Origin of the sequence: Marinomonas sp. BSi20584 (genome assembly GCF_002792415.1) — a bacterium.
GTDB lineage: Bacteria > Pseudomonadota > Gammaproteobacteria > Pseudomonadales > Marinomonadaceae > Marinomonas > Marinomonas polaris.
The window spans coordinates 249,731-273,165 of record NZ_KZ454868.1 but is presented as its reverse complement, the minus strand read 5'-3'; the positions used below and the strand labels follow the sequence as shown (position 1 = coordinate 273,165).

The window sequence follows — 23,435 nt, the reverse complement described above, 5'->3', positions numbered from 1 at the left end:
TTGTTGAGTACCTCGAAAATAGAACCATTATTCACATTCGCTACTCGCCTCGAATAACAGGCTTTTATCCACATGCTGAGACAAGAGGACTTGTTCGCACCTTCCCTAGATAATGGCTGAACTGATAACTTGTTTGGTATTTTAGTGATGGACGCTATGTGTTTGTCCTATAATGCCAATAAATGACCCTGTCGAGAGAAGTTGAATGACACACTTAAGCGTTAATCTGAATAAAATTGGCTTGCTTCGAAATTCTCGTGGAAGAGATTATCCAAATTTGATTGATATGGCGGAGCGTACGCTGGAACTGGGCGCGTTTGGTATTACCATTCACCCAAGACCAGATCAGCGTCATGCGACCTATCAAGATGCCTACGATTTGAAGACGCTATTAAAACGTTTTCCAGGTGCTGAATTAAACGTTGAAGGTTTTCCTGATGCGCAGTTTTTGGACGTTGTTTTAGAAGTAGAACCTGATCAATGTACGCTGGTACCTGATGATCCAAATCAGCTAACATCTGATCACGGTTGGAATATCGCTCGTGACCAAGATGCATTGCGTCCAGTCATTGCTAAACTCAAAGCCAAAGGTATACGCGTTGTATTATTCATGGACCCAGAAGCTGAAAATATGGCGTTAGCTAAAGAGGTTGGTGCTGACCGTGTAGAACTTTACACTGAAGCCTATGCTAATGCGTTTGGAAAAGACGGATTTACTGAGGTTCTTGAGACTTATCAGCACGCTGCACAAGCCGCATTAGACGCGGGTTTAGAAGTGAACGCTGGACATGATTTGGATCTGAATAATGTTCAAGCTTTGTGTGAACAAGGTCGAATTATGGAAGTATCGATTGGTCATGCTTTGACGGTTGAAGCTTTGGATCTAGGCTGGAATAACGTTGTAAAAGCCTATCTTGAAAAATTGGCTTGAGAAATAGGTGACTAAACTAGAGACTCGAGCATGCAAAGCGCAAAAAGAGCACGCTGTGATAATTGCCACTTTTTAACAGAACAGTGTGTTTGTCATTGGATACCTGTGCTTTCTACGCGATTAAAGATCTTGATTTTGCAAGATCCTAAAGAAGCGCAACATGCCAAAAACACTGTGTCATTATTGTCTTTAGGTTTGTCGTCAGTGGAATGTATTTCGATAGCAAATCACGATGTGCTGGCGAGTGCTTTGAGGCAAAAAGATCCAGCTAAATGGCGTTTGGTATTTCCATCGGATTCTGCTGTCGCTATCGAATCGATAGATGCAGACTCGACTGCTGAGGTTGAAGGCTTAATTTTAATTGATGCAACTTGGCGGAAGGCGAAGAAATTCTATTTCATAGAACCCTTACTATATGATTTTAAAGCGGTTTGTTTTTCACAGGCGCCAGTTGGGCAGTACAGTATTCGCAAGTCACCAGGTATTGAGTCATTATCAACCTTAGAAGCGTGTGCCTATGCAATAGAACAAGTTACTGGTGAAAATATGCAGCCATTAAGAGAGTTTATGGTTGTGGCGCAAGAATGGCAGTGGCGTAAGCAGCCTTTAAGTCATCGATACCTTGAGTAATCGTTAACGAATTATAAGAAGACAAAGAGATTTGAAATTATTATGAATAAACAAACTGAAATTGAAGCCGCCGTGTTGCGTCGCCTTTTGAAACACCTTGACGATAATAAGTCCGTGCAAAATATTGATCTGATGAACTTAGCTGGTTTTTGTCGTAACTGTTTGAGTAAGTGGTATATGGCCGAGGCAGAGCAGCAAGGCGTGAAAGTAGACTACGATGAAGCACGCGAATTTGTCTATGGCGAACCTTATGACACTTGGAAAGCCAAGTATCAACCAGAAGCCACAGCCGAGCAGTTGGCCGCTTTTAATGCAAAGCCTAAGTCTGACAAGTAACTTTGCAGTGAAAAAACGATTTAATTCGTTTTTTTCCTATCTAAGAAGCACCAAACGTATTGTTTGTGTGCTTCTTATCATGTGCTTTGTGCCGCATTGGTGGTTGTATGCTGATGTGTCAGATAAATATCGAAAGTTAGCGAAACAAGCTGGCGTAGTCTATGGCGCGGGTGCAGAAAAGCGTATTTTAGCTTGGCGAAAGCTGATTGATGATTCTCGATCTTTACCTATTGTTGATCAGCTCGCTCAAGTGAATAACTTTTTTAACCAGATGGATTTTGTCGACGACATGACCTTGTGGGGGAAAGAAGACTATTGGGCAACACCCATTGAGTTTTTAGGCATGCAAGCTGGAGACTGTGAAGACTTTACCATAGCCAAATACTTCACTCTCAGAGAGCTTGGTGTGCCAGATGAAAAGCTACGACTTGTCTATGTAAAGGCGTTAAAGCTTAATCAGCATCATATGGTATTGGCGTATTATCACAAACCAACGTCCGTCCCTGTCTTGCTTGATAATCTTGATAAAGAATTAAAACCCGCGTCAAAGCGCAATGATCTCTTGCCTATTTATTCGTTCAACGCAGAGAATTTGTGGCTTTCAAAAGAAAAAGGGCGCGGTGTATTGGTAGGTGGCTCATCTAGATTGAGCTTGTGGACAGATTTAAATAATCGTTTTAATACGATGACAAACTAGGAGAACTTGGATGACGCTGTTCCGCCAATTAATGATGACGATTATTGCCATATTCTCATTGATGCTAGCTGTTGTGATGGGCATTAATTTTAACACTACGAAAGGCTATTTGATCGGGCAATTGGAATCCACCACCCAAGACTCAGCAACATCCTTGAGTATGTCGGTATCCGATTTCATGGCGTTAGAAGACTATGCATCAGTGGAAAGTAGCATTAACGCTGTATTCGATAGCGGCTATTTTTCAGAAGTGCGCATTCATGTTTACGATACAGATAAAAATATTACCCGTTCCAATGAAACAAAAATAGACGGTGTACCAACCTGGTTTATTCAGCTAATTGATTTCAAGGTGCCAGTGGCCAAAGCGGTTATTTCAAATGGCTGGAGTGAGTTAGGGCAAGTTTATATTACGGGTAGTGCCGGGTATGGCTACAATCAGCTTTGGCTCGCTTCACGGGATTTATTAGTGTCCTTTTTTGTGATTGGTGCAATCACTCTGGTTATTGGCAGTTTTGCGTTACGTTATTTATTTCGACCTTTGGCTGAGCTTGAAAAACAAGCGGAAGCGATTCAGCAACGTCGTTTTATTAAAACCATTGCAGTGCCTAAAACACGAGAGCTAAAGTCTGTTGTTTTATCTATGAATCGAATGGCAGAGAAACTAGAAAAAGAGTTCGCTTCTGAAGTCGAAACGGCTCAATGGCTGCAAGCCAAAGCGTTTAAAGATCCCGTTAGTGGATTAGGGAATCGACATTTTTTTGAAAGCCAGATGAAGTCACATTTTGCTGAAAGAGAGCGTGGTATTGATGGTCTGGTTCTGATTAGTTTGGCGGATTTAGGTAAGTTAAATAATGAGCGTGGTTATGAATCAGCGGATATGTTTATTCAGTCTGCGGCCGATATTTTAACCAAAAAAGTGTCAACACTTTCTTCTTTCTCAACCTTAGCGCGTTTATCTGGCGCGGACTTTGTTTTGCTTATCCCTAATTTTGATCAAAGTCAGCTTATCAAAGTAGTTGATGAAATTTTGGCAGAGCTAATGGAGTTGAATACGGCTAGCATTAGTTATTCTGCTGCGGTGGCCAATATTGGTGCAGTGACCATTGATGGATCGGTAGAGCGTTCAAGTGCCATGTCTCAAGCAGATGCGGCTCTGCGTGAGGCAAAACGAGAAGGTAGCAATACGAGTAAAGTGTTTGACCTTAATATGGGCCAAGATATGGCCATTAGTAAAACTGCTTGGAAAGAAATATTAGAATCAGCAATACGGCATAAATCTTTCAAACTTAAAAAACAAAAAATTACAACTTTGGATGAAACGCCAATTATTCTTCATGAAGAAGTCTTTATGGGCTTGGAGCATGCTGGGAAAGAGTATCATGCGGGGTATTTTATTGGTTTGGCTGAACTGTTTGATTTAGGTAGTCAAATAGACCAAGTCATTATTGGGCGAGTGATCGAACACATTAAATCGAGGCAGCTTACTGTTCCATTAACCGTAAATTTGTCAGCCTCTTCTTACGCTAAACCTGCTTTTATTACGTGGTTAGATAAAACATTGAGTAACCTTAATGCAGACGTAAAAAGTAAATTGATGTTTGAGATTTCGGAGCAGAGTGTTCTGGTTGAAGAGGCACAGGCGAATGAGTTGGCTCAGATGCTAAAAACACAGCGAGTGCAATTTGGGATTGATAATGTGGGCAAGCAGTTTTCTGCCTTTCAATATTTACAAACTTTGATGCCGGATTATGTCAAAGTAGATTCTTCTTATACCCGAATGGCTGCAGGCAAAGAGTCTGAGTCTTTCTTCATGCACACTTTGTGTAAGATGTTTAATAGCTTAAACATTGAAGTGATTGCGACGGGGGTTGAAAGCGAAAAACAATGGATAGCATTGAAACGTTTTGATGTATCGGGCGGTCAAGGATTTCTAATCGGTCGTGCACAAGATATGTAGATCGATGTCGCTATCTTGTTTCCTTAAAAATGAAGATACTTTAGATTAAAGCGTCTTCATCGTCTCCTTCGGCAATACCACTATCTGTCATTAAGCTTTCGTCGCTACTACTGTGTACGCCACGAACCCATTTTCTACCGAGTAATTTTTTCTGTGCCGCTAGGGGCAATTCAGTAAATTGTATTAAGCGTTTTTCAGTTAGAAGGTCTACCAAATCTTCAAGTATTCGCATCATTTCACCGTCAGAACTAGCGAGTATTTCTTGGGTGCTAGTGCTTGCTGTAGTGAATTTTTTTTCCAATATGCTAGCAACTGTCGGATCATTTGGTGCTACGAGTAGTTTGTACTCATCTGATTGAGATGTGGCGACATCAATAATTACACCATTCTCATTGACTTTTGCGTATAGCATGTTGATTTCCTTCTGTGTTTCAATTTGTAGTAAGGCATAAGTTCGCTTCACATATTACTTAATAAACACTATTCTAGACCATAATTAATAAGCTATTTGTTTATAAAAAAACAGATTTTCGGTAGTTTTAGGAGAATATAGAGTATGTCTGACTCTGGTCGTTCAGAACAGAACTCTTCGTCACCTTTAGAAAATGATTCGTATGAAGAAAATGAAGTTACAAATGAATCAGACGAAGGGAAGACGGATGCAGAAGTTGAAGATGGTTCTAAAGAAGATATTGATCAGTGGGATACACAAGGTGCTTCGTTAGAATACCCTAATCCTCTGTTAGATTGCTTAGTACTGTTAAGCAAATACTTTCATAATCCTTATACTTCGGATGGTATTGCTTCAGGTTTACCTATTACCGACAATGCAATGACACCAGAACTTTTTCAGCGTGCGGCTAAGCGTATTGGCATTAGTACTCGTTTTGTTAAACGACCTATCGCAAAAATCCCCAACATGGTCATGCCCGCGGTGTTGCTATTAAGGGATCAGCAAGCCTGTATTCTACTTGAATTGGATAAAAAGCAAGGCACCGCAAAAATACTTCGTCCAGAATCTGGTGAGGGGGAAATTACTCTTCCTATCGATAAGCTTGCCGAGTCTTGTACTGGTTATTGCTTCTTTGTTCGTCCTTTGTATCAATTTGATAAACGCTCTGAAAAAAGCGATGAAAAAGAAAGTAAAAAAGGGCATTGGTTCTGGGGAACTATTTCTGGTTCTTGGCGAATTTATCGAGACGTGTTTATTGCGTCTTTATTAATCAATATCTTCGCTGTTGCTAGTCCTCTTTTTGTGATGAACGTCTATGACCGAGTTGTGCCGAACAATGCATTTGATACACTCTGGGTGTTGGCCATCGGCGCTGCTGTCGTGTACTTATTTGATTTTTTATTGCGAACCTTGCGGGCTTATTTCATTGACATAGCTGGCAAAAAATCAGATATCTTGATATCGGCAGCTATCTTTTCCAGAGTAAATAATATCACCATGGCATCAAGGCCTAAGTCTGTTGGGGCTTTCGCCAAAAACCTACAAGAATTTGAAAGTATTCGAGACTTCATTACATCGGCGTCTATCACCACTTTGGTTGATATTCCTTTTATGTTTCTGATTATTGGTGTGATTTGGTTGATTGGTGGTCCTGTTGGCTATATTCCCATTGTAACCATTGCTCTGATCGTCCTTTATAGCATCATCATTCAAATCCCATTACGTCGCTCTATCGAAGAGGGTCAAAAAACGGCATCACAAAAAAATGCGGTTTTGATTGAGAGTTTGTATAACGCGGAAAGTGTGAAGCTCAATAATGCTGAAGGCGTGATGCAGAAACAGTGGGAAAATGCTGTTGGTAACATTGCTGATTGGGGAGTCAAAACTCGTCAGTTGTCACAATCTTCTTCCTCTTTTGCGATGGTAGCTCAGCAGCTAACTACCGTTATTATTGTCATTGTTGGGGTGTATCAAATATCTGAAGGTAATATGAGTATGGGCGCTTTGGTTGCGTCTGTTATGTTGACTGGAAGGGCGCTTGGCCCTATGGCGCAAGTAGCTGGTTTAGCGACACGCTATAACCAAGCAAAATCTGCTTTTACATCTCTAAATGAAATTATGTCTTCGCCAGTTGAAAACCCGGATGATGTCAAGTTTGTTCATCGCCCAGTGTTTAAGGGAGAATTTCAATTTGAAGCAGTTAACTTCGCTTATCCTGATCAAGAACAAGCCGCAGTTAGTGCTATTAATATTAATATTAAGCAAGGCGAAAAAGTCGCTATTATTGGCCGGATCGGCTCTGGTAAGTCGACCCTTGGTAAATTAATGACAGGGCTTTATACACCTGATAGCGGCGCTATAAGAATTGATGGCGTGGATCTGCGCCAAGTAAACCCAACCGATCTACGTCGGAATATTGGTGCAGTTTCGCAAGATGTGAATTTATTCTATGGCTCGATAAAAGATAACATTGTGATGGGCGTTCCTTATATGGAAGACGATGCCATTATTCGTGCGGCAGATCTGTCCGGAGTATCTGAGTTTGCCAATCGTAAACCAAGCGGTTTAGACAGTATTGTTGGTGAACGTGGCGCCTTGTTATCTGGGGGGCAGCGTCAAAGTATTGCTATCGCAAGGGCACTACTTTTTGATCCACCAATTTTGATTTTGGATGAGCCGACAGCTTCGATGGATAACACCACAGAGTCTCGAATGAAGCGTCGCTTAATAGAAGGGGTGAAAGACAAAACCCTTATTTTGATTACACATAAGGCCTCTATGCTAGATATGGTCGATCGAATTATCGTTATGGATAATGGTCGCTTGATTGCTGATGGTCCAAAAGCGCAAGTGCATGAAGCGCTTCGTCAAGGCAAGTTGAAGGTCAGTTAATAATGAGTAATAAAAATTCGATTTCACAAGATGATTTAGAGTATCTGACAGACCGAAATGCGGCCTTGATGTTGAAAACACCACGTGGCGGTAGAATTATCCTTTGGGTGATTTTTATTTTCGTGGCAGCGGCATTGGTGTGGGCTAATTATACGGCTTTAGATGAAGTTACTGTGGGCGAAGGGAAAGTTATTCCTTCTAGCCAAGTCCAGCAGATTCAAAACCTTGAAGGTGGTATTTTAAAAGAAATTAATGCCAAAGTAGGTCAAGTGGTCGATAGTGGACAAGTGTTGATGACGATAGAAAATACTGAAGCCTTGTCATCATTGCGTGAGCAGCAAGCCGAATCGATTAATTTAAAAGTTCGAGCGACTCGTTTACAGGCTGAATCTTATGGTCTGGAGCCTAAATTTGATCCGGAAATCATGAAAGATTATCCGCTGGTTGTAAAGCGTGAACTTGATTTATATAACAACAGATTAGAGTCTTTACGGACTAACCAGGTTGGCTTTCAGCAGCAGATTGAGCAAAAGAAACAAGAAATAGTTGAGTTACAGGCAAAACTAGAAAATTTAAAACAGAGTTATGCTTTTTCGAAAGAAGAGCTGGCATTAACTCGACCTGCGTTTGAGCAAGGAGCCGTGTCTAGGGTTGAGTTATTGCAGCTCGAACGCCAAGTCAATCAGTTGCAAGGGGATTTGGAAGCAACTCAGTTAGCGATTCCTCGGGCGCGTTCAGCGCTGAAAGAAGCGCAAAGTAAACTATCCGAAGGTGAAGCGAAATTTAGGGCGGATGCCCAAGAAGACCTAACTGGAGTAAAAAGTAAATTAGATCAGTTACGTGAAAGTAATGTATCCCTTGAAGATAAAGTATCAAGAACACAGGTTCGTTCACCAGTAAAAGGTATCGTGAAACAGATTCAAATTAATACGGTTGGCGGTGTCATCAAGCCCGGTATGAATTTGCTTGAAATTGTACCGTTTGAAGATTCATTGTTGATTGAGGCAAAAGTACGTCCTGAAAATATTGGTTTTATTAAACCTGATTTGAGTGCCGTGGTTAAACTCTCCGCCTATGATTTTGCAATATTTGGTGGTTTGCATGGCATAGTTGAAAACATCAGTGCCGATACTATTCTTGATGAAGAGGGCAATAGCTTTTATTTGGTCAGGGTGAGGACTGATAAAAACTATTTAGGAACAGAGCAAGCCCCATTGCCCGTTATTCCAGGCATGCAAGCGACAGTAGATATAATTACTGGTAAGAAAACCTTATTGGATTATTTGCTTAAGCCAATTTTAAAAGCAAAACAAAATGCGCTTCGTGAACGGTAATTACAAAAAAGTTTTCAAGCTCAATGAACAGTTACAAATGTTAACAATACGTTATTATTTGCTGGTTAGAATGGTTCATCGCACTTAATAGGACGAGACTTATTTTGAAAACTTTGTGTTGGAATACAGATGACGCCGTATGGAAACATTGGAATCAAATAGTCAGTGTGGATTCCTTATTGGTACGAGCAGAGACATTTGAAGAGGTATATCAAACATTAGAAGCGGCATCGTCTAGCTTCACTTACTGCTTTATCTATTTAGAAGATAAATTTTTTTCTAAACAGGTTGAAGAAGTGGTTGCACTTTGTTCAGCCTTTCCAAAGCAAAAAGTTATCGTGTTTCCTAATCAATCAAGTCAAGCTGCCGCTTTAAGACTTTTTTCTGTTGGCGTTAGCGGGCAATGTGCTCCTTATATTGGTAAAGAGCAACTTTCTCTGGTGCTTTCGGTTGTTGACTCCGGTGAAATCTGGGGCGGAAAAGCATTTATTCAACAGCTTATTATGCAATCTACCGCGCCCGCAGAGATTCACAACGATGAACTGGATGACTTGTCTGAACGTGAATTAGATGTTGCTCACAGTGTTTCGAAAGGCTTGTCTAATAAGCAAATCGCACTTGAAATGGGTATTACAGAGCGTACTGTAAAAGCGCATTTGACGTCTATTTTTAAGAAAACCAACACTAAAGACCGCTTGGCTTTAGCTCTGCTTGCACAGACTCGATATGCTGTGCATTAATTTGGTTCTTTATTAGCGCTAGCTTGCACTGCTTCAGTTCTTACCTATTATTCGTGTGTTACTTTTTGGTTAATTACTCTTAAAAGGCTCTATTTAGAGCCTTTTTTGCCTCTAATCTCCGGAAAATTAATGTGTCGAAATGGCGCATATCTTGCATTTTATCTGAATGTGATTTTACGATTTTTAAGAGAATGCACCATGCCTGCGCCCCCTGAAAAAGAATTAACCGTGATGCTTGTTGATAATGAGCCTGCGCGAGCCGCTATTGTAGAACAGGCCATGATTGACAGTGGTTATCGTGTTATTAGACGACTGGAAAATGCCAAAAACCTAACGGAAGCGGTAACGGAATTTCAACCAGATATGGTAATTATTGATATCGAATCTCCTGATCGAGATATGTTGGAAAACATGTCGCGACTCACCAAAGATAATCCTCGTCCCATTGTTATGTTTGCTGAAGAAGATGATTCCAGACATGTAGAAGCAGCTATTCGAGCGGGTGTCAGTGCCTATGTGGTTGATGGTGTTAACAGCGGTAGCGTGAAAGCGTTATTGCAAGTTGCGATTGCCCGGTTTAGAGAATTTCAGGCGCTAAGATCTGAATTGGAATCTGTAAAAAGTCAGCTTGAAGACCGTAAGCTGATAGACAAAGCAAAAGGTTTGATAATGAAACATCAAAAATGTGATGAGCCCGCAGCCTATCAAGCGCTTCGGAAACTAGCGATGGATCGTAGTCAGCGAATGACTGACGTCGCTCGAAATATCATATCTGTGATGGAATTGATGGGAGGTTCAAAATGAACCTGATACAGCCAAATAATATTATTCAAACTAGCGAGTCTGTGCGGATTGGTTTTATTCCATTAATCGATTGTGCGCCTTTTGTGATTGCCCAAGAAAAAGGCTTTTTTATTCAAGAAGGCGTGGATGTGGTGTTATCTAAAGAAGCATCTTGGGCAAGTATCCGCGATAAAGTGGCCTTCAATTTGCTTGATGGTGCGCATATGTTGGCGTCTATGCCGATTGCTGCTAGTTTAGGAATTGGCACCATTAAGACACCCATGCAAACCAGCTTTACTGTTAGTCATAATGGTAATGGCATCACTATTGGTAACGCTTTGTACGAAGAGCTACAGCACCATGCTGAATCTTCGGTTGATATTCGAACTGGCGTGGCATTGAAGAGGTTGCTAGATGGCCGAGCAGCTAATGCAGCTCCATTGCGTTTTGCGATGGTCTATCCTTACTCATCCCATAACTATCAGTTAAGAGATTGGTTGAGTCGAGCTGGAATTGATTCCGATAAAGATGTGCAAATAGTTGTAGTTCCACCGGTAAAAATGCTTGATAGTTTAAGACAAGGTGATATTGATGGTTATTGCGTAGGTGAGCCTTGGAACAGTCTTGCAGTGGAGCAAGGTATAGGCCACATGTTGGTTACTGGATATGAAATTTGGGGTAGTACGCCGGAAAAAGTCTTTGGCGTAAATTCCGTATGGGCTGAACATAACCTAGAAGTATATTTGTCAATTATTCGCGCTTTGGAAAAAGCTTGTTTGTGGGTAGATGAACCAAATAACCAGACTGAATTACTGAGTATCTTAAGTCATCCTGATTATTTGAATTGCACGTTAGAGCAGCTGGTTTATGGTTTTAGTGCGATTAAACCAAAGGGGCAATTCGATTGGCCAATGAAGGCGTATCAGCGTTTTTCTGGTAGCGATATTAATAAACCTTTGCCGAGCTATGCATTATGGATCATGGCGCAAATGCACCGCTGGCAGCAACTGGGTGACATTAAGTCACTGAACGACGTGGCGGAGCAGGTTTATCGTCAGGATCTTTATTACAAAGCATTAGGTTTGACGGAAGAAAAAAACAACACGGATTGGCATTTGTCTGTCGAAGATGAGTCTACTTGGTTGGATTCTGTTGCTTCGGGAAAGATCCGCTTACATCCAAATGGCATTTTAAATGGTTTTGATAAGTAGTTTGTACGTGTCTTTTTTTAGTGCGCTATGCATGATAACTGGGCAAATAGATTTATTTGGCCTGCTGAATTATTTTATCTAGACAGCGGATTTAAGGTAAAAAACCTATAAATCATAAGGTTAGTTTTATTGGCACGCTGCGTGCTTTGTAAAACACATAGACATAAAGTTTTGAAAAAAATTGGTGGAATTAGCAACGACCGTTAATTATCACCCACATTATTGATAGTCCAATGTAGGATTTTCTTTGAATGGCAAAGGCGCCTGCGAACACATTTTTTTGTGATTCGCATGCGCCTTTTTTTGTTTTTGTACTTTTTAACCCCTTAAGCGGAGTGTGACTATGAACCTAAGATTTTTGAAAACGATAATTCCCTTGCCGAGATTCGTTAATGCCACTCAAAAAATTAGTTTTTCTATATTGTTGGGCTCTGCGCTTTTATCTGGAGCAGCTCATGCGGAGCTGGGTTATGCAGAAAAAGAAGAGCTTAAATTTGGTTTTATCAAGCTAACGGATATGGCGCCATTGGCGATTGCTTATGAGAAAGGCTATTTCGAAGACGAAGGTTTGTACGTCACCTTAGAAGCGCAAGCAAACTGGAAAGTTCTACTAGATCGAGTGATTGATGGTCAGCTAGACGGCGCTCATATGTTAGCGGGCCAGCCACTTGGTGCCACCATCGGATACGGTACTAAAGCCCACATTGTGACGGCTTTTAGTATGGATTTGAATGGTAACGGCATTACGGTTTCAAACGATGTTTGGGATGAAATGAAGAAAAACATTCCCAATGGCCCAGATGGCAAGCCGGTTCATCCAATCAGCGCCAGCGCTTTAAAACCTGTGGTTGATGGTTATAAAGCGCAAGGTAAGCCATTCAAAATGGGCATGGTATTTCCTGTTTCAACACATAACTACGAACTGCGTTATTGGCTTGCTGCTGGTGGCATTCATCCAGGTTACTACGCGCCAGCCCGAGGCGACACCAGTGGTCAAATTAACGCCGATGCTTTGTTGTCGGTGACGCCACCACCACAAATGCCTGCAACGATGGAAGCTGGAACGATTTCAGGTTACTGCGTTGGTGAGCCTTGGAACCAACAAGCCGTATTTAAAGGCATTGGTGTGCCAGTCATTACCGATTATGAAATTTGGAAGAACAACCCTGAGAAAGTATTCGGTGTCAGCAGTGACTGGGCGGAAAAGTATCCAAATACCCATATTCGTGTAGTTAAAGCGATGATTCGTGCGGCGAAATGGTTGGATGAAAACAACAATGCAAATCGTCCTGAAGCGGTAAAAATACTTTCTCGTAGCCAATATGTTGGGGCAGATTACGATGTCATTGCCAACAGCATGACAGGGACATTTGAGTATGAAAAAGGTGATAAGCGTGAAATCCCCGACTTTAATGTCTTTTTCCGTCATAACGCGACTTACCCATATTACAGCGATGCCATTTGGTATCTCACACAAATGCGCCGTTGGGGGCAAATTGCTGAACCAAAATCAGATGAATGGTTTATGAAAACCGCGAAAGAAGTTTATCGCCCAGATATTTATGCGCAAGCCGCAAACGCTTTGATTGAAGATGGTGTTATGACAGCGTCTGAGTTCCCTGATTTCGCTAAAGAAGATGGCTTTAAACCGCCACAAAGTGACTTTATTGATGGTGTGACTTATGACGGCAAACACCCAAATGATTACTTGAAAAGCTTCAAAATCGGTTTAAAAGGCGACGACCAAATCTAAACCAAACAGGATAAAGCGGCCACAGTCGTAGTCGCTTTATGAGTCAAATTGAGCGAGAAACAGATGATGATACCAAACGTAACCATGGCTTCTTTAAAAGACAAAATCAGCACCTTTTCTTTTAAAGGGATCTTGCTGCCGGTCTTTGGCATTTTAGTGTTTATCTTGCTGTGGCAGGTGGGAGCGAGTCGTGTTCATACCTCTTTGGGTGAGTTTCCAGGGCCGGTGGTAGTTTATGAGCAATGGAATAGTCTCGTAGCAGAGCATCAGAGAGAGCGTGTAAAAGAAGACAAATTTTATGTTCGTCAAGAAGAGCGTATTGCTGAGCGACAAGCTAAAGATCCTAGCTATGTCGGTACGTTAAGAGATTACACAGGTAAGCCTACTTTTTTTGATCAGATATTTACCAGTTTATATACCGTATTGGCTGGCTTTGGTTTGGCCAGCCTAATTGCCATTCCTTTAGGGATTTTAATTGGCTTAAATAGATCGGTTTACAGTGCTTTAAATCCTGTTATTCAAATTTTCAAACCGGTTTCGCCGCTGGCATGGTTGCCCTTAGTTACCATGGTTGTGAGTGCTAGTTACGTGTCTGATGATCCGCTGTTTTCTAAATCCTTCTTAACCTCCATGTTCACTGTGACCTTGTGTTGCATGTGGCCAACGCTAATTAATACAGCAGTTGGTGTGGCGGCAGTAGAAAAAGATCTACTTAATGTTTCAAAAGTATTACGCCTTGGTTGGATGACGCATGTGATGAAAATCGTCATTCCGTCGGCGATTCCTCTGATGTTTACCGGTCTACGCTTGTCGCTCGGTATTGCTTGGATGGTATTGATCGCGGCGGAAATGTTGGCGCAAAACCCAGGGTTAGGGAAGTTTGTTTGGGATGAATTCCAGAATGGTAGCTCGAATTCATTAGGTCGAATCATGGTGGCGGTGTTGATGATTGGTTTCATCGGCTACTTGCTAGACAGAGTCATGCTGACAATTCAGCGTTTTGTTTCTTGGGATAAAACTCAGGTACTACGCTAAATAGACTTTCACTAGAAACAGATTGGATTGGAGAGAAACATGGCAACACATTTAGACATCAGTCACATTTCGATTGAGTTCCCAACGCCAAAAGGGCCGTTTAAAGCGCTGGATAATGTCAGTTTAAAAATCGAGAAAGGCGAGTTTGTCTCTCTGATCGGGCATTCAGGTTGTGGTAAATCGACGGTTCTCAACATAGTAGCCGGTTTATACGATGCTACTGAAGGCGGGATTTTATTGGATGGTCGAGAAGTAAAAGGGCCAGGGCCTGAGCGTGCGGTGGTTTTTCAAAATCACTCTTTGCTGCCTTGGCTAACGTCTTACCAAAATGTTGAATTGGCGGTAAAGCAGGTTTTTCGTAAAACTAAATCCAAGAAGGAAATGCATGATTGGATCATGCACAACTTAGAGTTGGTGCATATGACCCATGCTGCGGACAAACGCCCAGATGAAATTTCAGGTGGTATGAAGCAGCGTGTCGGTATTGCTAGAGCCTTGGCGATGGAACCAAGCGTGTTGTTGATGGATGAGCCTTTTGGTGCCTTGGATGCCTTGACTCGTGCACATCTTCAAGACTCTTTGATGGAAATTCAAAAAGACCTTAACAACACAGTGATTATGATCACCCATGATGTGGACGAAGCCGTGCTGCTTTCTGATCGTATTGTGATGATGACTAATGGTCCAGAAGCGACAGTAGGCGAAATTCTGCATGTTGACCTTGAACGTCCTCGTGATCGTTTGGCCTTGGCGAAGGATCCAAGATATGTGGATTACAGAACTCAAGTTCTGACTTTTTTGTATGAGAAACAGCGCAAAGTAGAGCCTATTCAAGCAGCAGCTAAGAGCAAAAAAACGGCCGCTAGTGCCAAGGTTGCCAATGCCTAGTCTTATCTCTCAGTCGGGGAAACGCCTAGTGAATCAGACGGATAAACGCCGTCTCGTCATTGTTGGTGCTGGCATGGCTGGCAGCAAATTGGCGCATGATTTACAACAAGCGTATGGGCATCTTTATCAGATCACCTTGATCGGAGAAGAGCCTAAAGTTGGCTACAACCGAATTATGCTGTCTTCTTTATTAGCGAGCGATATTTCTCATTCCGATATGGCACTAGTTGATACACAGAAAATGCAAGATGACGGCGTTCAGATTCTTTCAAATGATCCTGTGACGAGTCTGAATTTAGAAATGAAAATCCTGCATTTATCCAGTGGGCAGGAAATAGCGTATGACCAATTGGTGCTAGCGACTGGGTCTCGGGCAAGTGTATTGCCTATTAAAGGAATATCTGCATCCAATGTAATGGGCTTTCGTACTTGGCATGATGTTGAACTCATGACGCAGCTGAAAGGCTGTCAGCCTATTTGTGTGATAGGTGGTGGGCTGTTGGGGTTGGAGGCGGCGGTGGGTTTGGTGAAACGCGGTCATAAGGTTGTGGTCTTTCATCGTTCAAATTGGTTGTTAAATCGACAGCTAGACGAAGAATCAGCCGTACTTTTGCTTAATAGACTGAAGGAAATGGGCGTCGAATTTCGCCTTGGCGAGTCACCTGAGTCTTTTTTGCAAACGGACGGTGATCGCGTGTCTCATGTCGTTTGTCAGAATGGTGATCAGCTAGCGGTGAGTTTAGTCGTTATGGCGGCTGGGATTTCGCCTGAAATTACTTTGGCCAAGGCTTCTGGGTTGAAAACGAATCGAGCGATTTTAGTCGATGAACAAATGCAAACCTCTCGTGCTGATGTTTATGCTCTGGGTGAATGTTGTGAATTTGATCAACAGACCTTCGGTTTAGTTGCGCCTATTTGGACACAAATTAACGTCTTGATGAAGGTATTGGCCGGTGAAGAGTCTGCGTTTGTGATAGAGCCAACGCCTACCAAGTTGAAAGTGTCAGGCGTAAATCTTTTTTCAGTCGGTAAGATTCAACCCACAGGAGAAGATAGCTGCATCTTTTTTAAAGATGTTAGCGCAAATCATTACCGAAAACTGGTGGTCAACGATGGCTTGCTGGTTGGAGCAATTCTTTATGGCAACGTCGCCGATGGAAGCTGGTATTTCCAGCTAATTCAAAATAAGACCAATGTCTCTGACATGCTTGATTTACTGGTATTTGGCGAAGCGTATTGCTGCCCAAAAGTGGCCTGAATTAAGTAGTTTTAGACGTTGCTAGCCGTAAGGCATGCTACATCAACAAGGGTTACAGCAAGGGGAATATAATGACGTCAACCGTGTCTTTTCTTACCACAAAACCTCATCTCATTGTCATTGGCAATGGCATGGTCGGTCACCATTTTGTTGAGCAAATGATCGCTCAAGGTGGTCATGAAGAATTTAATATTACTGTTTTTGGTGAAGAGCCGTATTTAGCCTATGACCGCGTACATCTAAGTGAGTATTTTACTGGCAAAGGCGCGGCGGATTTGGCAATGACCGATGGCTCTTTATATAACGAACACGGTGTGCGCTATTTTACTAACAGCTTGGTGACCGAGATCGATCGTGCTGCTAAGCAATTGTTATTACAAAATGGCGACTCTCTATCTTATGAGAAACTTGTCCTTGCAACAGGTTCTTATCCTTTTGTTCCGCCCATTCTGGGGCATAACCGTGAGAACACTTTTGTTTATCGTACTCTCGACGATTTAGACGCTATCAGAGCCTGTGCGAAACAAGTGACACGAGGCACGGTTGTCGGTGGTGGTTTGCTAGGATTAGAAGCTGCCAATGCGCTAAAAAATCTTGGTTTAGAAACCAGCGTAGTGGAGTTTGCGCCACGTTTAATGCCAGTCCAGCTGGATGAAAAGGGCGGTTCGGTTCTTAAGGAAATGATCGAAGGCTTAGATGTGAAGGTGTATACCGACACAGCGACCAAAGAGATTGTCGATGGCGAGAGCGCTTTCCACCGGATGAGCTTTGCTGATGGTTCTCACCTTGAAACAGATCTGATTTTATTCTCTGCTGGTATTCGACCACAGGATGCTTTGGCGCATCAGTCTGGTTTGACGGTAGGTGAACGTGGCGGCATTTGTGTGAACAATCACTGCCAAACCAGTGATGAAGACATTTATGCCATTGGCGAGTGTGCGCTTTGGAATAATCGTATCTTTGGCTTGGTAGCACCGGGTTACGCGATGGCCAAATCTGCCGCTGGGCATTTGTTAGCTCATTTATTAGGAAATGCAGGCGTGACTTTCACTGGCGCCGACATGAGTACGAAATTGAAGCTTTTAGGCTGTGACGTCGGTTCGGTTGGCGATGCTCATGCTCAATCTCAAGGCTGCAAAGTATTCGTTTATCAAGATGAAATTAGTCAGAGCTATAGAAAAATGGTGGTATCTGAAGACGGCAAGAAGCTCTTAGGCGCTGTTTTGGTGGGCGATAACAGTTATTACGACACCTTGCTGCAATATTATCTCAATGCCATTGATTTACCGGAACAAGCACAAGCGCTTATTTTGCCCGCTATGGGTGATGCACCAGTTGGCTTAGGTGTTGATGCTTTGCCAGCGACAGCTTCTATTTGTAGTTGTCATAACGTGTCTAAGCAAGACATTAGCGATGCTGTTTGTAGTGGTGCCTTGTCAGTCGGTGATGTGAAAGGCGTAACCAAGGCGGCTACAGGTTGTGGTGGTTGTGCGGCGTTATTGAAAAAAGTTGTCGACAATGAGTTGTTGGCTTTAGGTGTCGAAGTCAGTACAGATATTTGTGAGCACTTTGCTTACACACGCCAAGATTTATATAACTTAGTCAAAATTGGCGAAATCAAAACCTTTAATGAGTTATTAAAAACGCATGGCAAAGGTCACGGTTGTGAAATTTGTAAACCCGCTGTTGGTTCTATTCTAGCGAGTGTGTGGAACGATTATGTGTTGAAAAAAGAACACATCAGTTTGCAAGACACTAACGATCGCTTCCTTGCCAATATGCAAAAAGACGGAACTTACTCCATCGTACCGCGAATTCCTGGTGGGGAAATAACACCAGATAGATTGATCGTCTTGGGTGAAGTGGCAAAAGAATATAGTTTATACACCAAGATAACGGGTGGTCAGCGTATCGATTTGTTTGGTGCCACCTTGCCACAATTGCCTGAAATTTGGGAAAAATTAATTGCAGCGGGATTTGAAACGGGCCAAGCCTATGGTAAATCCTTGCGTACGGTGAAGTCCTGTGTCGGTAGCACTTGGTGTCGCTATGGCGTGAATGACAGCATGAAGATGGCGATTGATCTGGAAAATCGCTACAAAGGTTTGCGCTCGCCACATAAGATCAAATTCGCAGTATCTGGTTGCACACGAGAATGCGCGGAAGCTCAGAGTAAAGACATCGGTGTGATCGCAACGGAAGGTGGTTGGAATTTATACGTGTGTGGTAATGGCGGTATGAAGCCACGCCACGGTGATTTATTTGCCAAAGATTTAGATGATGAAACCTTGGTGAAATACATCGACCGCGTATTGATGTTTTACACCAAAACTGCGGATCGATTGCAGCGTACCTCCGTTTGGATGGACGGACTGGAAGGCGGTTTGGACTATCTTAAAGATGTGGTGATTCATGACAAGCTAGGATTGTGTGGCGAACTTGAAGCTCGTATGCAGCACATTGTCGATACTTTCCAATGCGAATGGAAAACCACGTTAGAAGATCCTGAAGCATTAAAGACTTTCCGTCAATTTGTGAACTATGAGGGAAGTGATAACAATGTGGTATTCGTTGAAGAGCGCGATCAAATGCGTCCAGCAACAGAATTAGAAAAACAGCAATTAATTGCGAAGGTGGGCTAATACGATGACGATGCCATGGAAATTAATCTGTAAGAAAGAGGATTTGGTAGAAGGCGCTGGTGTTGCCGCCATAGTGAATGGCGAACAAGTGGCCATCTTCTATGTTCCTGAATCCGACAATCAAGTATTCGCCATTGGAAATTGGGATCCTGTTGGCAAGGCCAATGTCTTGTCCAGAGGTTTGGTTGCTCACCTGCAAGAGCAATGGGTTGTGGCTAGCCCTTTGTACAAACAGCATTTTGTATTGGCGTCGGGTCAATGCCTTGAGGAAGATATTAGTGTACCTCATTGGCTGGCAAAACTTGAAGGCGGTGAAGTGTTTATTGCCGTCAATTAAAACGGTGCATAGTATTGCACGACTGCACTGTTTAGGCGCTTTGTTGGGTGATTGGTAGGTAGCACTTTCTGGATAACTTAACGGCCAACCCAGAGGGAGCAAGGCATGATCTATTTTATAAGTGTTTTCAGAGTTGGCTTGCTTATTGCTTTATCTAGGATAACTGATGCACCGTAAACCGATGATGGCTTACACATAAAGCATACAGATATTACAAAAGGCAACGGGGCCCAATCACTTTTTTAGAAAAGTGATTGGGCCTTTTTTTGTTTTTAAAAAATGTAAAAAGTGCGAGGAAGCTGCATGACGGCAACAATGAAGACAGCAACAAGCGGGAAAACGACCTGTCCATATTGTGGCGTTGGATGTGGCGTCACCTTAACGCTTCCATGCTCCACAAACGAAGCGGTTCCACCTGTTTCTGGCGATGAAGATCATCCTGCGAATTTTGGTCGTTTGTGTGTGAAAGGCAGCAGTCTTGCGCAAACCATTCAATCAGATGATCGCTTATTAACGCCCATGGTTGATGGTCATCCTGTTGCTTGGGAATCGGCTATTGAAACAGTGAGTGCGAAAATTGCTCAAGTCGTAAAAGATCATGGTCCTGATGCTTTTGCTTTTTATCTTTCTGGTCAGATTCTTACTGAAGATTATTACGTGGCGAATAAACTCGCTAAAGGGTTTATCGGTACAGCCAACGTTGATACCAATTCTCGTTTGTGTATGGCATCTGCGGTGGTCGGCTACAAACGCGCTTTTGGCTCGGACACTGTGCCTTGTAATTATGAAGATCTCGAGCGCTGTGATTTACTTATTATGGTTGGATCAAATGCGGCTTGGACACATCCGATTTTATATCAGCGAATTGCAGCAGCTAAACAGCAACGACCGAATATGAAAGTGGTGGTGATAGATCCACGAGAAACCGCGACTTGCGATATTGCGGATTTGCATTTGGCGATTAAGCCAGGAAGCGACGCGGCGATTTTTTCCTTTTTATTAAGTGATTCTGTTCAATCTGGCATTTTGGATCATGACTTTATTACTAATCACACCAACGGATTCGATCTCGCCTTGGCACAAGCGAATGAATCAACACCGAGTCTCTCTTTTACAGCTGATTTTTGTGCTGTTAGTGAGCAAGATTTAACAAGTTTAGCCTGCTGGTGGCGCGACACAGCAAAGACAATCACATTTTATTCTCAAGGGGTGAATCAGTCTTCGTCAGGTGTTGATAAATGCAATGCGATTATTAATTGTCATTTGGCCACGGGGCGTATTGGCAAAGAAGGCGCTGGGCCTTTTTCTATTACTGGTCAGCCAAATGCTATGGGCGGGCGGGAAGTGGGAGGCTTGGCGAACCAGCTAGCTGCTCATATGGATTTCGCTACGCCAGGAGCGCTGGATCTGGTGCAGCGTTTTTGGCAAGCACCCAATATGGCAACAGAAAATGGCTTGAAAGCTGTCGACTTATTTCAAGCCATGGAAGAGGGGAAAGTCAAGGTTGTGTGGATTATGTCGACCAATCCTATGGTGAGCTTACCAGATACTGATCAGGTTCGACGCGCGCTGGAAAAATGCGAGCTGGTGATTGTCAGTGATTGCAAAGCGCATACTGACACAACGGCTATGGCTGATGTTCTATTTCCTGCGACGGGCTGGAGTGAAAAAGACGGTACGGTAACGAATTCGGAGCGACGTATTTCTCGTCAACGAGGTTTATTACCTGCAGCGGGTGATGCTAAACACGATTGGTGGGCGATTTGTGAAGTGGCAAAAAGTCTTGGTTTTTCTGCTGCTTTTTCATATCAAAATGTTCATGAGATCTTTGCTGAGCACGCGGCTTTATCGATGTTTGAAAACAATGGCAAGCGCGATTTCGATATTGGTCACTTTGCTCAGATAACCAAAGCTGAATACGACTCTTTGATACCAGTGCAATGGCCTGTGCCAAAAGGTCGGCCAGAAGGCACCAAGCGTATGTTTGAGGATGGGCGTTTTTTTACACCCGACGGTCGAGCACGATTTATTGCGATTACACCAAGTTTGCCAAAGAACCAAGCTTCACAAGAATGGCCTTTTACATTAAATACCGGACGAGTGCGAGACCAGTGGCATACCATGACAAGGACGGGAGATGCGGCGTCTTTGGCTAAGCATACCGCGCAACCTTATGTGGAAATTCATCCCAAAGATGCGAAACGTCTTGGTATCGAAGATAAAGCCTTGGTACGTCTTACTTCGCCTTACGGAGAGGTTTTGTTAAAAGCTAAACTGAGTCGAGCGGTTGCCTTTGCCAATGTATTTGCGCCTATTCATTGGACTCAACAATTTGCCAATGCGTCTGTGGTATCGAATCTTATCCCGCAAGTAGTTGATCCGTTATCAGGTCAGCCGGAATCAAAACATGCCCAGGTACAGCTCGAAGCAGTCACAGACATTTGTTATGGGGTGATTGTTTCGGCTGCACCACTTGTATTATCTGACTGTCTATATTGGTGCCAAGTGCCTTCCGAGCAAGGCTATCACTACGAAGTGGTTTGGCCTAATGGACAAACGCAAGCTTCGCTTAAATCGATAGATGTAGAACAGAGTCAAGATTCAGCTGAAAAAGCAGAATGGCTGGAGTATTCGAATCCGCTTACACAGCAAATTCGATTGGCAAAACTGATTGACCAAACACTGACCTTGCTTGTGTATATGCATCCGCAACCTGAATCCATCATGGCTGATTGGTTAATTTCTAAGTTGGCGATAAATACGTCGTTATCAATACAAGATCGTTTGGCTATTTTGGTGGGTACTCCAGCAAACATTGAAGATAAAGGTGAGATTATTTGTTCTTGTTATCAAGTTGGCAGCAAGCAAATAGAAAAAGCGATTGCGTCAGGTGTTTGTTCTGTTGATGCGTTGGGAGCCAAGCTTAAATGTGGCACCAACTGCGGCTCTTGTCTTCCTGAATTAAAACGATTTATTCCCATTGTGACGGAGTTATCAGCATGACTGACAGAGCGACTACTAGTAAAGCAACTACTAGCACAACCATCAGAATGAGTAACGACTTCACTCAATATGTAAAAATCTTAGGTCGTGGAAAGAAAGGCGCGCGCAGTCTAACATTGGAAGAAGCCGAGCACGCCATGAGTTTGATGTTATCCGGCAATGTAGCGCCAGAACAGTCGGGGGCTTTCTGGATGCTAATTCGGATACGAGAAGAGACTGTTGAAGAAACGGTTGGTTTTACCAAAGCGACCAGACAGTACTTATTAAAAAAACAACCTCTGGGCATAAACATCGATTTAGATTGGCCTGCTTATGCTGGCAAACGTAATGAATTGCCTTGGTTTTTACTAGCAGCTCTCGCGCTCGCTAATACGGGCGTGAATATTGTGATGCATGGCCATATGTTTGATGGGGAAAACCGAATGTATGTGGAGCATGCCATCAGTAAATTGGGCTTGGTCGTATGTAATTCCAAGGGTCAGCTAAAACACGAGCTTGAGACAAGCCACTTTGCATATATGCCACTGGCTGAGATAGATGAATCGTTAGGCGCTATGATGGACCTTAAATATGTTTTGGGTTTACGTTCACCAGTAAATACTGTGGTGCGTATGATGAATCCGTTTTTTGCCAATAACAGTGTTCATGGTGTGTTTCACCGTGGTTATGATCAGTTGCATCTAGCTGCTTGCGAACAGTTAGGTGATGCGTCTGTGTTAGTATTTCGTGGTGGTAATGGTGAAGCAGAAGTAAATCCAGAACGAGATGTCACTTTAGGGAAATGGCAAGATGGTATGGCGACTTGGTCAGATTGGCCAAAGGCTGAGAAAGAGCATAAGCGATTAAAAGATAATTTAGATCTGTCTCGATTGACAGATCATTGGCGCGGTGATCAGCTTGATCAGTTTGGTGGGCAAGCTGTGCGACAAACCGTTGCGTCAGTGGCAGGGCTTCTTTATGGCGTTTCGTCTCATGAAGAGTGTCTTGTTTTGGCTGATGATATATGGGCTAGAAGAGATAAAGGGTATTTTGATTCGATTTTGTAGAAAGAG

General features: G+C 42.8%; 19 protein-coding genes. 18 read left to right on the top strand and 1 reads right to left on the bottom strand.

Translation table 11 applies throughout. The annotated features are described in order from the left end of the window. Positions 1–205 precede the first annotated feature (205 nt). Genes TY87_RS01285 through TY87_RS01265 form a run of 5 tightly spaced genes read left to right on the top strand, consistent with a single transcriptional unit; the run spans position 206 to position 4,554 of the window. Positions 206–931, top strand: coding sequence for a pyridoxine 5'-phosphate synthase (locus TY87_RS01285; protein ID WP_100185708.1), 726 nt, complete (start codon positions 206–208; stop codon positions 929–931). A gap of 30 nt (positions 932–961) precedes the next feature. Then, positions 962–1,561: a tRNA-uridine aminocarboxypropyltransferase gene (locus tag TY87_RS01280; RefSeq protein WP_100185707.1), complete on the top strand. Its 600-nt coding sequence runs from the start codon at positions 962–964 to the stop codon at positions 1,559–1,561. A gap of 42 nt (positions 1,562–1,603) precedes the next feature. Continuing rightward, complete coding sequence (locus TY87_RS01275) at positions 1,604–1,897, top strand: DUF1244 domain-containing protein (RefSeq protein WP_072839952.1); 294 nt, start codon at positions 1,604–1,606, stop codon at positions 1,895–1,897. A 7-nt stretch (positions 1,898–1,904) separates the two neighbouring features. Beyond that, positions 1,905–2,594: a transglutaminase-like cysteine peptidase gene (locus TY87_RS01270; RefSeq protein ID WP_100185747.1), complete on the top strand. Its 690-nt coding sequence runs from the start codon at positions 1,905–1,907 to the stop codon at positions 2,592–2,594. 10 nt (positions 2,595–2,604) lie between these two features. Further along, positions 2,605–4,554, top strand: a complete 1,950-nt coding sequence (locus tag TY87_RS01265) for a bifunctional diguanylate cyclase/phosphodiesterase (protein ID WP_072839954.1) — start codon at positions 2,605–2,607, stop codon at positions 4,552–4,554. Between the two features lie 40 nt (positions 4,555–4,594). On the opposite strand, the gene TY87_RS01260 is transcribed toward TY87_RS01265, so the two are convergent. Further along, positions 4,595–4,966, bottom strand: a complete 372-nt coding sequence (locus TY87_RS01260; RefSeq protein WP_072839955.1) for a hypothetical protein — start codon at positions 4,964–4,966, stop codon at positions 4,595–4,597. Positions 4,967–5,110: 144 nt separating this feature from the next. Here TY87_RS01260 and TY87_RS01255 point away from each other — a divergent pair, with 144 nt between their 5' ends. The 13 genes from TY87_RS01255 (at position 5,111) to TY87_RS01195 (ending at position 23,429) form a co-directional block, all read left to right on the top strand. Beyond that, entirely contained in the window at positions 5,111–7,399 is a 2,289-nt protein-coding gene (locus TY87_RS01255) for a type I secretion system permease/ATPase (RefSeq protein WP_072839956.1), read from the top strand. Between the two features lie 2 nt (positions 7,400–7,401). Next, positions 7,402–8,733 carry an HlyD family type I secretion periplasmic adaptor subunit gene (locus TY87_RS01250; RefSeq protein WP_100185705.1) on the top strand — a complete coding sequence of 444 codons (1,332 nt, stop codon included), beginning with the start codon at positions 7,402–7,404 and terminating at the stop codon, positions 8,731–8,733. Positions 8,734–8,837: 104 nt separating this feature from the next. Next, positions 8,838–9,473: a helix-turn-helix domain-containing protein gene (locus tag TY87_RS01245; RefSeq protein WP_072839958.1), complete on the top strand. Its 636-nt coding sequence runs from the start codon at positions 8,838–8,840 to the stop codon at positions 9,471–9,473. 198 nt (positions 9,474–9,671) lie between these two features. Further along, on the top strand, positions 9,672–10,277 hold the full coding sequence (locus TY87_RS01240; protein WP_072839959.1) for an ANTAR domain-containing response regulator: 606 nt from the start codon (positions 9,672–9,674) through the stop codon (positions 10,275–10,277). Further along, complete coding sequence (locus TY87_RS01235) at positions 10,274–11,467, top strand: CmpA/NrtA family ABC transporter substrate-binding protein (protein WP_100185704.1); 1,194 nt, start codon at positions 10,274–10,276, stop codon at positions 11,465–11,467. Before TY87_RS01240 ends, TY87_RS01235 begins: the two co-directional genes overlap by 4 nt. Positions 11,468–11,810: 343 nt before the next feature. Beyond that, positions 11,811–13,220: a CmpA/NrtA family ABC transporter substrate-binding protein gene (locus tag TY87_RS01230; RefSeq protein ID WP_100185703.1), complete on the top strand. Its 1,410-nt coding sequence runs from the start codon at positions 11,811–11,813 to the stop codon at positions 13,218–13,220. A gap of 63 nt (positions 13,221–13,283) precedes the next feature. Beyond that, positions 13,284–14,255: an ABC transporter permease gene (locus TY87_RS01225; RefSeq protein ID WP_100185702.1), complete on the top strand. Its 972-nt coding sequence runs from the start codon at positions 13,284–13,286 to the stop codon at positions 14,253–14,255. A gap of 39 nt (positions 14,256–14,294) precedes the next feature. Further along, the gene (locus TY87_RS01220) at positions 14,295–15,143 is read left to right on the top strand and encodes an ABC transporter ATP-binding protein (RefSeq protein ID WP_100185701.1); all 849 of its coding nucleotides are present in this window, start codon (positions 14,295–14,297) and stop codon (positions 15,141–15,143) included. Next, positions 15,136–16,401 (top strand): NAD(P)/FAD-dependent oxidoreductase, encoded by a 1,266-nt coding sequence (locus TY87_RS01215; protein ID WP_100185700.1) that lies wholly within the window; start codon positions 15,136–15,138, stop codon positions 16,399–16,401. The genes TY87_RS01220 and TY87_RS01215 overlap by 8 nt, the downstream gene beginning before the upstream one ends. Positions 16,402–16,472: 71 nt before the next feature. Then, positions 16,473–19,043 carry a nitrite reductase large subunit NirB gene (gene nirB / locus TY87_RS01210; protein ID WP_100185699.1) on the top strand — a complete coding sequence of 857 codons (2,571 nt, stop codon included), beginning with the start codon at positions 16,473–16,475 and terminating at the stop codon, positions 19,041–19,043. Positions 19,044–19,047: 4 nt separating this feature from the next. Next, positions 19,048–19,380 carry a nitrite reductase small subunit NirD gene (gene nirD / locus TY87_RS01205; protein WP_084122393.1) on the top strand — a complete coding sequence of 111 codons (333 nt, stop codon included), beginning with the start codon at positions 19,048–19,050 and terminating at the stop codon, positions 19,378–19,380. Between the two features lie 303 nt (positions 19,381–19,683). After that, the gene (locus TY87_RS01200; RefSeq protein ID WP_100185698.1) at positions 19,684–22,383 is read left to right on the top strand and encodes a nitrate reductase; all 2,700 of its coding nucleotides are present in this window, start codon (positions 19,684–19,686) and stop codon (positions 22,381–22,383) included. After that, positions 22,380–23,429: a glycosyl transferase family protein gene (locus TY87_RS01195; protein ID WP_232617032.1), complete on the top strand. Its 1,050-nt coding sequence runs from the start codon at positions 22,380–22,382 to the stop codon at positions 23,427–23,429. Before TY87_RS01200 ends, TY87_RS01195 begins: the two co-directional genes overlap by 4 nt. Positions 23,430–23,435 lie beyond the last annotated feature (6 nt).

Excerpts from the sequence above, each read along its gene's own strand:
- TY87_RS01285 (WP_100185708.1), top strand. The coding sequence starts at position 206 with ATGACACACTTAAGCGTTAATCTGAATAAAATTGGCTTGCTTCGAAAT.
- TY87_RS01280 (WP_100185707.1), top strand. The coding sequence starts at position 962 with ATGCAAAGCGCAAAAAGAGCACGCTGTGATAATTGCCACTTTTTAACA.
- TY87_RS01230 (WP_100185703.1), top strand. The coding sequence starts at position 11,811 with ATGAACCTAAGATTTTTGAAAACGATAATTCCCTTGCCGAGATTCGTT.
- nirD (WP_084122393.1), top strand. The coding sequence starts at position 19,048 with ATGACGATGCCATGGAAATTAATCTGTAAGAAAGAGGATTTGGTAGAA.
- TY87_RS01265 (WP_072839954.1), top strand. The coding sequence starts at position 2,605 with ATGACGCTGTTCCGCCAATTAATGATGACGATTATTGCCATATTCTCA.
- TY87_RS01195 (WP_232617032.1), top strand. The coding sequence starts at position 22,380 with ATGACTGACAGAGCGACTACTAGTAAAGCAACTACTAGCACAACCATC.
- TY87_RS01225 (WP_100185702.1), top strand. The coding sequence starts at position 13,284 with ATGATGATACCAAACGTAACCATGGCTTCTTTAAAAGACAAAATCAGC.
- TY87_RS01250 (WP_100185705.1), top strand. The coding sequence starts at position 7,402 with ATGAGTAATAAAAATTCGATTTCACAAGATGATTTAGAGTATCTGACA.
- TY87_RS01260 (WP_072839955.1), bottom strand. The coding sequence starts at position 4,966 with ATGCTATACGCAAAAGTCAATGAGAATGGTGTAATTATTGATGTCGCC.
- TY87_RS01255 (WP_072839956.1), top strand. The coding sequence starts at position 5,111 with ATGTCTGACTCTGGTCGTTCAGAACAGAACTCTTCGTCACCTTTAGAA.
- TY87_RS01235 (WP_100185704.1), top strand. The coding sequence starts at position 10,274 with ATGAACCTGATACAGCCAAATAATATTATTCAAACTAGCGAGTCTGTG.
- nirB (WP_100185699.1), top strand. The coding sequence starts at position 16,473 with ATGACGTCAACCGTGTCTTTTCTTACCACAAAACCTCATCTCATTGTC.
- TY87_RS01200 (WP_100185698.1), top strand. The coding sequence starts at position 19,684 with ATGACGGCAACAATGAAGACAGCAACAAGCGGGAAAACGACCTGTCCA.
- TY87_RS01215 (WP_100185700.1), top strand. The coding sequence starts at position 15,136 with ATGCCTAGTCTTATCTCTCAGTCGGGGAAACGCCTAGTGAATCAGACG.
- TY87_RS01240 (WP_072839959.1), top strand. The coding sequence starts at position 9,672 with ATGCCTGCGCCCCCTGAAAAAGAATTAACCGTGATGCTTGTTGATAAT.
- TY87_RS01275 (WP_072839952.1), top strand. The coding sequence starts at position 1,604 with ATGAATAAACAAACTGAAATTGAAGCCGCCGTGTTGCGTCGCCTTTTG.
- TY87_RS01220 (WP_100185701.1), top strand. The coding sequence starts at position 14,295 with ATGGCAACACATTTAGACATCAGTCACATTTCGATTGAGTTCCCAACG.